Origin of the sequence: Mucilaginibacter frigoritolerans (assembly GCF_007830615.1) — a bacterium.
Classification (GTDB): domain Bacteria; phylum Bacteroidota; class Bacteroidia; order Sphingobacteriales; family Sphingobacteriaceae; genus Mucilaginibacter; species Mucilaginibacter frigoritolerans.
The window spans coordinates 46,383-57,654 of record NZ_VLLI01000018.1 but is presented as its reverse complement, the minus strand read 5'-3'; the positions used below and the strand labels follow the sequence as shown (position 1 = coordinate 57,654).

Genomic DNA, 11,272 nt, shown 5'->3' with positions numbered 1-11,272 from the left:
ACTTAATGAAAATGCGCTCTTCTTCAGTTATATCAAGCGAAAGCTATCCTGCTTATAACAAAAAAAAAGTTTTTAAACTTTTAAGGTTACGTTTTGCGTTTTTAATTATTGTAGCCATTTTTTTTGCTCAGGACAGCGACGCACAGCGTTTATCATTTGACAAAGGCTGGAGTTTCCATTTGGGTGACGTCCCTTTTCCTGTAATTACAGGCCATGGCATGAGCTATGCCAATGCTAAGGCAGGCAGGGCCTGGGGAGCGGCCGCTCCGGAATTTGACGATTCAGACTGGCGGGTGCTTAATCTGCCACATGACTGGGCTGTAGATCAGCCTTTTGATTCAACAGCCAATTTATCGCAAGGATATAAACAAAGAGGAATAGGATGGTACCGCCGAAGTTTTAAGATTGACAATGCCGATCATGGTAAGTACCTTGAATTACAGTTTGATGGTATTTCTACATTTTGTACCATTTGGGTAAATGGCACTTTGGTACACCGTAACTGGTGTGGTTATACCTCTTCATATATTGATATAACGCCTTTTGCAAAATATGGGGAAGAAATAAATACCATTGCCGTACGGGTTGATGCTATTGCGCAGGAAGGCTGGTGGTATGAAGGCGCAGGAATGTACCGACATGCCTGGCTTGTAAAACGTTCGCCTGTGCATATAGTGACTGATGGGGTGTACGCGCAACCAGTAAAGAGTAATGGTTTATGGGGTGTTCCGGTAGAGGTTACTATTGAAAATTCAGGAAAAAAAGAGAGTAGTATTGAGGTGGAATCAACCCTGATTGATCCAAAGGGGAAAGAAATTGTACAATCACGCGTAAATGCGCAAGCTGCTTCCCTGGATAAAACCGTAGCGTCTTTATCTCTCCCAATAGCCAACCCGCAATTATGGACGCTTGATAAACCCACTCTTTATAAGGTAAGGACAATTTTAAAGCAAAGTGGCGCCGGAATAGATACCCTTATCACTTCCTGCGGGTTTCGTACTATTCGTTTTACAGCGGATTCTGGTTTTTATCTCAATGATAAACGGGTTAAATTAAAAGGTACCTGTAACCACCAAGATCATGCTGGCATAGGAGTAGCAGTGCCTAATTCCATTTGGGATTTCAGGCTGAAGAAGTTAAAGGAAATGGGCGTAAATGCATACCGCTGTTCTCATAATCCACCGGCTGCCGAATTTCTGGAAGCCTGTGATCGAATAGGCATATTGGTAATGGACGAGAACAGAAATTTTAACACCTCGCCGGAGTATATGCGTCAGATGGAGTGGATGGTACGCCGCGACAGGAACCACCCAAGTATCATTTTATGGTCGGTATTTAATGAGGAACCAATGGCTGGTAGCGAAAATGGCTACGAAATGGTTAGGCGGATGAATGCCGTTGTTAAAAAACTAGATACTACCCGATACGTAACAGCTGCTGCAAGTGGCGGCTTATTTGCTCCTGTTAATGTTTCACAGGCGGTTGATATTGTTGGATTTAATTACCAGGTTGAGAATTATGACCGATTTCATAAAGAAAACCCAACTATGAAGATGATCAGTTCTGAAGATGAATCGGCGCTTGATACCAGAGGCGAGTATACCAGTGATCTTAAAAAACATTTTTTAGCCGACTATGACAGCCAGACATCGGATTGGGGTACCACACACCGGGTAGGCTGGAAGGCCATAGCCGAGCGCCCGTTTATAGCTGGTTGTTTTGTTTGGACCGGTTTTGATTACCGGGGCGAACCGCAGCCTTTTAACTGGCCTACCGCCAGTTCAAGTTTTGGTATAATGGATATGTGCGGCTTTCCTAAAACAGCATTTTACATTCACCAGGCCCAATGGGTTGATGACCGCCCTATTTTACATCTGGTACCCCACTGGACCTGGCCTGTAGATAGCATTGGAAAAAAAATCAAGATAATGGCCATGACCAACGCCGATAAAGTAAAACTAATTCTTAATGGTAAAGAGATTGGTGAACAGGTAGTTGATAAATATGAAATGAACACCTGGGAAATACCCTACACACCTGGCAGGCTAGAAGCTATAAGTTATAAAAACGGCAAAGAGGTTGCTCATTTTGTAACAGAGACGGCAGGCAAGCCGGTAAAGTTGCAGTTGATACCCGATAGGCAAACTATTAAGGGTGAGGGTTGGGATGCAGTTCCGGTAACCGTCCGTGTATTAGATGCAAAAGGCCTGCCTGTTGAAAATGCGAACCTACCGGTAACATTTGAAGTACAGGGACCTGGGGTCATTATAGGCCTGGGTAATGGCAATGCGAATTCGCATGAACCGGATAAGGGCAATCAACGCAGTCTGTATAATGGACTGGCACAGGTGATACTTCAAAGTGCCGAAGGTGGTGAAGGCAAGCTAATGTTGATCGCAAAATCTGAAGGCCTGGTAAACGATACTGTGAGCATAACTGTTTTACGTGCACCGCAAATTCCATTTGTCCCGATTCAAAAACAGCTACAGACGCTTAATAACTGGCGTTTGTCGCCATTCTTTTCTTCTCGCCCGGACCCTAATCAAAAGGTCACCGATTTTGACCAAAATAGTTGGGCACCAGTAAAACCCGGAACTTTACAGCAATTTGTCGGCGGAAGCTTCGCTATCTATAGAACAACATTCAGACCATTTAAAGCACAGAGCATAAATGGGGGGACAGTTATATTAAAAGATGTAACAGGTTCAGCGGAAGTTTATCTGGATGAAAAATTAGTAAAAGTAAAAACAAGCAAAACAAAAGCAGATATAGAGGTTAAATTTGTTCCGGGTAATACCGAACATCAATTGAACATCCTGATCAAGTCTTCACCAGATTCTAAAGCGGGTTTAGCGGGAACCGTGATTATAGACTGAGATTAATAACATCTTTCTAGGCTGAAATTGAATTGTGTTATCAGTTGTTTGTTATTGGCATTTCTTCAAGTGCAACAACCCGACTTATCCGGCAATCTTTAACCAACCGGTAATGCTCATTCGTGGTAAATGGGTTACCAAAACTTCATGTTCCAGTTCGTTACTTTTAAAGAATACGCTTTTACCGGCATTGGGTGTAATATCCTGTGAGGCATTTCCCTGGTAAATGCGTAATGCGCCACCATCAACTTCATTGTTTAAATACATGATCATAGAGAAGGCCCTGGTCCCGTTTTGCTTAAAATTATCCAGATGCCGCTTGTAAAAGCTTCCTTTTTCATAAAGTGTATAATGAAATTCATAACCAGTAATGCCCGTATAACAGGTACTGTTGAGGTGTTTAACAAAGCGGTCCATCAGATCAAAAAAATCGTTTTCATAAACATTATTATGAATCCGGTCTAACCAATAAATTTTATCACTTCGTATACGCTTATCATGCTTTACCAGCAAATCATTCCCAGTACCAGCGGAAAGCAGCAGGCCATCAGCATAAAGCGCAGTTATATTATCGGCTAAATGAGCTGACAGCGCTTTACTAAGAAAGTTTTTAACTGTACCCACATTAGTGGCAAGGTAACTGTCGATCAGTTCATCAAATGTGATTTCCAATTGAACTAAGTTAAGATAAATCGGCAGATTAATCGGATTAGCTTTTATTCTGTCAGACTAACGCCCTTCAATCCCTGTTTTCTGAAATTTACTTTTGAACAATAGGTTGCCATTTGCAATTAATTGATATACATCATTCCATTTTTCCAAAAATCGAAGTTGCGGTATGGCCGCCAAAACCAAAAGTATTATTCATGGTATAATTTATCTCTTTTTTAATAGCATGACCAATAAGTATATTAAGGCATTTCGGCACGGCCGGATCAATTGAGGTAGTGTTGATTGTAGCCGGAATAGTTTGATGACGAATAGCCAATATTGTTAATATGGCTTCTACTGCTCCGGCGGCTCCCAACAGATGTCCTGTCATTGATTTTGTAGCACTAATCAGTACATTTCTATTGCCCTCAAAAATAGAAGCTATCGCTTTTAACTCACTTAAATCGCCTGCTGAAGTAGAAGTTGCATGTGCATTAATATAGGCTATATCAGAAGCGCTGAGTTCTGAGTCTTCCAGGGCTGCCTGCATACCTAATGCGGCGCCACGCCCTTCAGGATGAGTGGAAGTAAGGTGATAGGCATCTGTAGCCATACCTCCTCCCATAAATTCGGCATAAATAATGGCACCCCTGTTTATGGCATGTTCATACTCTTCAATGATTAACGCCCCTGCACCCTCGCCCGCTACAAATCCGTCTCTTTCCATATCAAATGGCCGGGAAGCAGTTTCAGGGCTATCGTTTCTTTTTGATAGTGCCTGCGAAGCATTAAAGCCCCTAATAGAGGCGGGGGTAATGGATGCTTCTGACCCGCCCGCAATTATCAGATTTGCCCGTCCTAACCTGATTAGGTCAAAGGCGTTTATAATGGCGGTATTTGATGAAGCGCAGGCCGAAACGGTACAATAATTAGGGCCGTATAAATCATATCGCATAGAAATTACGCCGGCAGCTATGTCCGTAATAATTTTAGGGATAAAAAAAGGATTAAATCTGGGGGTGCCATCACCACTGTAAAACTCTTGTAATTGCTCTTCAAAAGTTGAAATTCCGCCATAGCCCGACGCCCATATAACGCCAATTTTAGCTCTTTCCTTATCGTTCAATCCTTCAAAATTTAGTCCGGCATCTTTTACTGCTTCATCTGTTGCAGCAACGGCATATTGCGTAAACAGATCATACTTCCGTATATCTTTTCGACTAAAATAATCTTCAGCATTAAATCCCTTCACCTCACATGCAAAGTGGGTTTTGAATTTTGAGGAATCAAATTTAGTTATCGGTCCGGCCCCCGACTTACCTTCAATACAATTGTTCCAAAACTCATTAACATTATTGCCTAAAGGATTGATGGTACCCAACCCTGTTACTACTACTCTTCTTTTTTTCATACTAATCGGTATTTATTCTTTAAAAAAAATTATAGGGATGCTATTTCCCCTTTAAGTTTGGTAAGGATATATTGGAAAGCTGACTGATCATTTAATGATCTCGATACCAGTATCGCACCTTCTACAACGGCTATCATATAAATGGCAAAATCAGCAGGAGTTATTTTATCCGAAATTTCTTTATTAGCAATGCCTTCTTTTATAATGGCTATTGTTGTTTCTTTCCAGGATATTAACGCACTTTTTGCTCTTTCAAATAGTACGGAGTTAGTATCATCAGTTTCGGTAAGCGCATTTTGAATGGCACACCCTCCATTAATAAGCAGGTTGGGGTAGAAGTCGAGATAAAAGTCCATGCAAGCCAATAGTTTTTCTTTAGCTGTAGTTTTTTCAAAAACTCTTTTAGACATTGCTTTACTAAGCTGGCTAAAATTATAATCGAAAACCTTTAATGAAACTTCTTCCTTGTCTTTGAAATTCGCATAGATGCTGCCTTTGGTTAGCCCGGTAACTTTTTCCAGATCAGAAAGGGATGTTCCGGCATATCCTTTTTTATTAAAAAGAACCGATGTTTTCTCAATGATAAACTTTTGAGTATCCGGCGCAGGAATATGTGCATTACGTCCCATGTGACAAATATACATACCTTTCGGTATGTATCAAAAAATACTATTTAGGTTGAATGATTTTTATTTTGATGGAGCCTTATCTTGTGTTATTTTATTAGGGATTGAAAATTTTGCTTTTACCATTAAATCAGGAAGAAAAAAATGTAATGGCTATGGTAGATAAAATTGTCTGGGCCAAAATGGCAAGGAATTTTATTTATAAGCTATGGTTTTTAATTGTTCCGAATGGATGGACACAGGTTTGTATTTTAGCGAATAACCTTTTCTGGAAGATAGCACTGCTTTAATTTCGGCAACTATTGATAATGCAATTTCTTCTGAGCTTTCGGAACCAATATCCAAACCCACAGGGCCATAAATATGGTCTGCTTGTTCTTCGGTAATCTCAGTCCCGTTGTCTTCCAATTCGCAAAGCATACGTTCCAATTTCTTTTTCGGGCCTAAAATGCCGATGTATGGGAGATTACGAGCCAATAACTGTTTTAGTAAAGCAAATTCATAATTATAGTTATGTGCCATTAGCACAAAGGCGGTCCATTCATTAATTTCAATATGCGAAAGCACGTTTTCAGCTTTAGCTACAATCACTTTTGGGGCTGATGGGAAGCGTTCCGGCAGTGCATAGTTATTGCGTCCGTCAATAACCGTAATGTTCCAGCCTAAAACAGCGGCAATTTTGGTTAGTGGAATAGCATCGTTTCCGGCTCCAATTACTACTAAGGAGATCAGGGGTTTTACGTGTTCAACAAAGGCAGTATACTCCTCCCGATCGGTATAAATTATCGTTTCAGAACGCTGATTTTTTAGTACTCTTTCAGCATCATCAACTATGGCCTCCTGAAATTTAAAGTGCTCTGATTTTTTTGCAATCGGGTTATCTTTCGTTAAACATAAACAGGTTCCGGGCTGCGGGGCCTTGCGGTTAGCAATAGAAAATAGGGTAACTAAAGCCGCGTTACCCCGGTTATTAATTATTCTGTTCAATAAATCGATCGGGTTATTGGGCTGATCATTGATAGGTTCTATCAAAATATGAATGATTCCATTGCAACCCAAACCTACGCCGAGTTTGGCATCATCGTCATCCATCGTATCGTAGGTTACTAATAAGGGTTCCTGTTGCAAAATCACCATGCGCGCTTTGCGCAAGGCATCGCCTTCCAGGCAGCCGCCGCTTATTGCTCCTGTAAGCTGGCCATCTTCGGTAATCAGCATTCGGGCACCGGCCCTTCGGTAAGCAGATCCTTCAACCAATACCACCGTTGCCAAAGCAGTTTTTTTGCATTGCTTATTTGCTTCATTATAAGAAGCTACGATATCAATCAATTCCTTCATCCACAAATATTAACAAGGTTGCATTATATAAGTTTGTCGGGAGTAATAGGCAGTTCCCTGATCCTTTTTCCGGTAGCATTATAAACGGCATTGGCTACCGCCGCGGCAACGCCTATAGTAGCAATTTCACCCATTCCTTTGGCTCCCATAGGGTTGAGATAAGGGTCTGGTTTATTCACAAATAAAGCCTCTACCTGTGGTATGTCTGCCTGAACGGGCATGTGATAATCGGCAAAATTATTGTTTACCAGACGGCCGTAACGGTGGTCGATCACTGCTTCTTCCATCAACGCCATGCCTATACCCATAATGGAGCCGCCTTTTATCTGACTGGCAGCAGTTTTAGGGCTTACAATATGCCCTGCATCTGCAACCGATATGGCTTTGTTAACTTTAACTACACCTGTATTAGGGTTTACATATACCTGGATAAAGTGAACCGACCAAGAGAAAGCCGCATAATTATTCATAGCAGCACTACCCTTAGATGCGGTAGTTACTTCCAGTTTTTGCAGCTTGTTTTTTTGCAGCAGGGCTGTATAATCTGTGCTGTCTGCTCCTCCGTCCAATTGCCTGAATTTATCTTTCAATTCTTTACAGGCATCAAAAACGGCTGCCCCAACTGTTGATGTTACCTGTGATCCTCCTTGTGTTGGTGAAGGCGGCAGCGCAGAATCACCCAATTCAACCCGGATTTTTTCAGGTGAGATTCCCATTGATTCGGCCGCAATAGAGGCCATCGCTGTTCCTGTTCCAGGGCCAATATCAGTAACAGAGGTTTGCAGAAATAAAGTTCCATCGGCCATTAGCCTGGCAGTAACGGTAGCATTGCTGCGATAGGCCCCAAACATACCTGCCCCCATGCCATAACCTACCAGCCAGCCATCTTTTGTAAGGGATCCGGGTTTTTGACTTCTTTCGCTCCAGCCAATTTTATCGGCGCCTAATTGGTAAGCTTCTTTTAAAAATTTGCTTGAATACGGTTTGCCACTTAAGGGGTCGCTGTCTGCATGGTTGCGGATGCGCAATTCTATCGGATCAATATTTAGTGCATAAGATAGTTCGTCCATGGCCGATTCCAGGGCATAAGCACCGGTTGCTTCACCAGGGCCACGCATGGGTGTTGGCGTATTTACATTTAACGGAACTATCCTGTAACGTGTATTTACATTTGGTGAAGCATACATCAGTTGACTGATGTTAACCACGCCTTCAGTGAAATTTTCGTAAACAGATGTTTGCCCGCTTGCTTCGTGTGTAATGCCAACCAGTTTGCCATCAGCAGTTGCGCCCAAACCTACCTTTTGCCAGGTATGCGGACGGTAACCTACAGAGGTAAACATATCGGCCCGGCTCAAAACTAGTTTAACGGGCCGCTTTACCAATTTAGCAGCCGCCACAGCAGCTATTTCATGTGGCCAGGTGCGTAAAGCTGCACCAAAAGCTCCGCCAACAAATGGAGCGGTTACCTGTACATTTTCGGGTGGTAGTTTAAATGCCTGAGCTATGACGCGTTGGGTTGATTTTACCCCCTGTGTTTTATCCCAAACAGTTATTTTATCATCAGCATCCCAGCAGGCGATAATGGCATGCAATTCCATTGGGTTATGTACCTCAGTAGGGAGTGTATATTCATGCTCAATTTTTACAGGTGCTAATTTATAAGCGTCTTCCTGCCCACGTAAATAATCCTTTGCTTTGGAAGGAGAAAAGCCGCTACTTAAGTTAGCTTTAAGATCAGTTTGATGCTGATCTTTAGTATAGTCGGCTTTTACAAGCGAAGCGGCAAATAAAGCACGCTCATAGGTATCAGCAATTACCAATGCTATGGGCTGACCGTTAAAATAGATCTTATCATCAATAAATATTTTAAGAGGGCCCTTATCCGGCTGATTATCGGTATGATACCCCGGTATATTAGGGCAATTTAAATAAGTAATTACCGCAAGTACACCCGGCGCGCGTTCAGCTGTTTTTGTCTCAATGGATTTGATATTTCCTTTGGTAATTGTACTGCCAACCATTACCCCGTAGCAAACGCCCTTTACATCATATTCAGCTGAATATTTTGCCTTGCCTGTTACTTTTAACCGGCCATCAACTCTGCTCAATCCTTCTTCCGGAATTGGCTTGTTCAAAATTTTGCTTTCCATATTGATCTAAAAATTCTAAACTATAATTTAAACTCGAGCACCAGGATGTTATGAACCATTTACCATAGCCGATTGGTTAATGCCTATCAGTTTATCGGGTGTAATTGGCAACTGCCTTATCCGTTTGCCTGTTGCATTGTAAACTGCATTAGCAACGGCTCCGGCCATTCCTATTAATGCAATTTCGCCCATGCCTTTGGCGCCCATTGGGTTTATATAAGGATCGGGCTTGTTAATAAACAAGGCTTCAATTTGTGGTATGTCGGCATTAACGGGTATATGGTAATCTGCAAAGTTGTTGTTCACCAATTTGCCATAACGATGATCAATAATTACTTCTTCCATCAGTGCCATGCCTATGCCTCCAATAGCGCCGCCAACTATCTGGCTTCTTGCTGTTTTAGGGCTTACAATATGGCCGGAGTCTGCAACACATACCACCTTGTCTACTTTAACTACGCCAGTAGTCGGATGTACACATACTTTTACAAAATGAACAGACCACGAATACATGGCATATTTATTCATGTTATCGCCGCCTTTAGATGCTGTGGTTACCTCAAGTTTGGACAGGTTATGGTCTTTTAATATTTTGGTATAGTCTGGTGTTTCAGTATTGCCGGCTAATTGACTGAATTTTTCTTTCAATTCTTTACAGGCATCATTCACCGCTGAACCCACTGTGGCCGTTATTGATGAACCACCCTGGGATGGAGCGTAAGGCAGCGAAGAATCGCCCATTTCAAACCGGATCTTTCCAGCCGGTATATCCATTATTTCGGCTGCAATGCTTACCATGGCAGTACCCGTTCCCGGGCCAATATCACTTACGGCAGTTTGTAATAGCAATGTTCCATCGGCTATCATAACAGCGCGGCAGGTTGCCTGGTCTCTGTAAGCGCCAAACATGCCACCACCCATGCCATAGCCTATTAGCCATCCGTCTTTTGTAACTGATGCGGGCTTTGGGCTACGGTCAGTCCACCCAATATGATCGGCCCCCATTTTATAAGCTTCATTCAGGTATTTGCTTGAAAAAGGTTTGCCGCTTTCCGGGTCGGTTTCGGCATAGTTTTTAAGCCGAAGTTCTATCGGGTCAATATTCAGCGCATAGCTCAATTCATCTAATGCCGATTCGAGTGCAAAGGCGCCAGTTGCCTCACCGGGGCCCCGCATCCAGGTAGGTGAGCCTATATCAAGTGCTGTTAACTTATAGTTGGTATTTACATTGGGGCAGGCATAGGTAGACCTGCTTACGCTTACCGGCTCCTCGTTAAAATCTTCATAGGTTGATGTTTGTCCAATGGCTTCGTGACTAATACCTACCAGCTTACCGTCTTCAGTAGCGCCGATGCCGATTTTTTGCCAGGTATGCGGGCGATATCCTACAGAGGTAAACATATCTGCGCGGCCCAGCATTAACTTAACAGGTCTTTTAACCACCCTGGCAGCAATTATTGCTGCTACCTCGTGCGGCCAAACCTGCAGCGCACTACCAAAGGCCCCGCCCACAAATTTTGAATTTACCTGTATGTTTTCTTTCGGAATCTTAAATATATTGGCAATGCCATCCTGTGTATCCTTAACACCCTGTGTTTTATCCCAAACGGTCAGTTTGTCTTCGGCGTCCCAATGTGCAATTATTGAATGCAGTTCCATCGGATTATGCACCTCTGATGGAATAACATATTCCTGTTCAAGTTTAACCGGTGCTGTCTTCCAGGCAGCAACAGTCCCACGTTTGCTTTCTCCGTTTTCGCCAGCGGCAAAAGCGCTTGCTGTATTGTTTTTTAAACTTGTTTGATAGGCTTGGGAAGTGTACTGCGCTTTAACCAGCGTAGCCGCAAATAATGCACGTTCAAAAGTATCGGCCACTACCACAGCAATGGGCTGACCATTAAATAGTATTTTGTTGTTGTAAAATAATTTGTAAGTGCCTTTCGGTTCAGGCTTGCCTGCTTCAGTGCTGGCTATTTGGTAACCCGGTATTTTGGGACAATTGAAATGTGATATGACAGCCAAAACTCCCGGCGCTTTTTCTGCTGCCTTGGTATCTATTGACCGGATGCTGCCTTTGGTGATGGTGCTGCCTACTAAAACGCCATAAACCATCCCTGCAGGAGTATATTCTGCTGAATACCTTGCGGCACCGGTAACTTTTAAGCGGCCGTCTATCCGACTAAGCCCCTCCTTGTTTATTGCGCTGTCTTTCATACA

At 42.7% G+C, this 11,272-nt stretch carries 7 protein-coding genes; 1 reads left to right on the top strand and 6 read right to left on the bottom strand.

What is annotated here, in order from left to right; translation table 11 throughout:
* Positions 1-11: 11 nt before the first annotated feature.
* Positions 12-2,876, top strand: a complete 2,865-nt coding sequence (gene galA / locus JN11_RS22525; protein ID WP_144916362.1) for a beta-galactosidase GalA — start codon at positions 12-14, stop codon at positions 2,874-2,876.
* Between the two features lie 84 nt (positions 2,877-2,960).
* Here galA and JN11_RS22520 read toward each other — a convergent pair whose 3' ends face one another.
* From JN11_RS22520 to JN11_RS22495, 6 genes are all read right to left on the bottom strand, one after another.
* Positions 2,961-3,548, bottom strand: a complete 588-nt coding sequence (locus JN11_RS22520) for a 2OG-Fe(II) oxygenase (RefSeq protein WP_144916360.1) — start codon at positions 3,546-3,548, stop codon at positions 2,961-2,963.
* A 133-nt stretch (positions 3,549-3,681) separates the two neighbouring features.
* Entirely contained in the window at positions 3,682-4,938 is a 1,257-nt protein-coding gene (gene fabF, locus JN11_RS22515) for a beta-ketoacyl-ACP synthase II (RefSeq protein WP_144916359.1), read from the bottom strand.
* Positions 4,939-4,967: 29 nt separating this feature from the next.
* Positions 4,968-5,567 (bottom strand): TetR/AcrR family transcriptional regulator, encoded by a 600-nt coding sequence (locus JN11_RS22510; RefSeq protein WP_170227831.1) that lies wholly within the window; start codon positions 5,565-5,567, stop codon positions 4,968-4,970.
* 192 nt (positions 5,568-5,759) lie between these two features.
* Positions 5,760-6,902: an XdhC family protein gene (locus JN11_RS22505; protein WP_144916356.1), complete on the bottom strand. Its 1,143-nt coding sequence runs from the start codon at positions 6,900-6,902 to the stop codon at positions 5,760-5,762.
* A 23-nt stretch (positions 6,903-6,925) separates the two neighbouring features.
* Positions 6,926-9,055 carry a xanthine dehydrogenase family protein molybdopterin-binding subunit gene (locus tag JN11_RS22500; RefSeq protein WP_144916354.1) on the bottom strand — a complete coding sequence of 710 codons (2,130 nt, stop codon included), beginning with the start codon at positions 9,053-9,055 and terminating at the stop codon, positions 6,926-6,928.
* 48 nt (positions 9,056-9,103) lie between these two features.
* The gene (locus JN11_RS22495; RefSeq protein ID WP_144916352.1) at positions 9,104-11,269 is read right to left on the bottom strand and encodes a xanthine dehydrogenase family protein molybdopterin-binding subunit; all 2,166 of its coding nucleotides are present in this window, start codon (positions 11,267-11,269) and stop codon (positions 9,104-9,106) included.
* Between the last annotated feature and the right edge of the window lie 3 nt (positions 11,270-11,272).

Excerpts from the sequence above, each read along its gene's own strand:
- galA (WP_144916362.1), top strand. The coding sequence starts at position 12 with ATGCGCTCTTCTTCAGTTATATCAAGCGAAAGCTATCCTGCTTATAAC.
- JN11_RS22510 (WP_170227831.1), bottom strand. The coding sequence starts at position 5,567 with ATGGGACGTAATGCACATATTCCTGCGCCGGATACTCAAAAGTTTATC.
- JN11_RS22500 (WP_144916354.1), bottom strand. The coding sequence starts at position 9,055 with ATGGAAAGCAAAATTTTGAACAAGCCAATTCCGGAAGAAGGATTGAGC.
- fabF (WP_144916359.1), bottom strand. The coding sequence starts at position 4,938 with ATGAAAAAAAGAAGAGTAGTAGTAACAGGGTTGGGTACCATCAATCCT.
- JN11_RS22505 (WP_144916356.1), bottom strand. The coding sequence starts at position 6,902 with ATGAAGGAATTGATTGATATCGTAGCTTCTTATAATGAAGCAAATAAG.
- JN11_RS22495 (WP_144916352.1), bottom strand. The coding sequence starts at position 11,269 with ATGAAAGACAGCGCAATAAACAAGGAGGGGCTTAGTCGGATAGACGGC.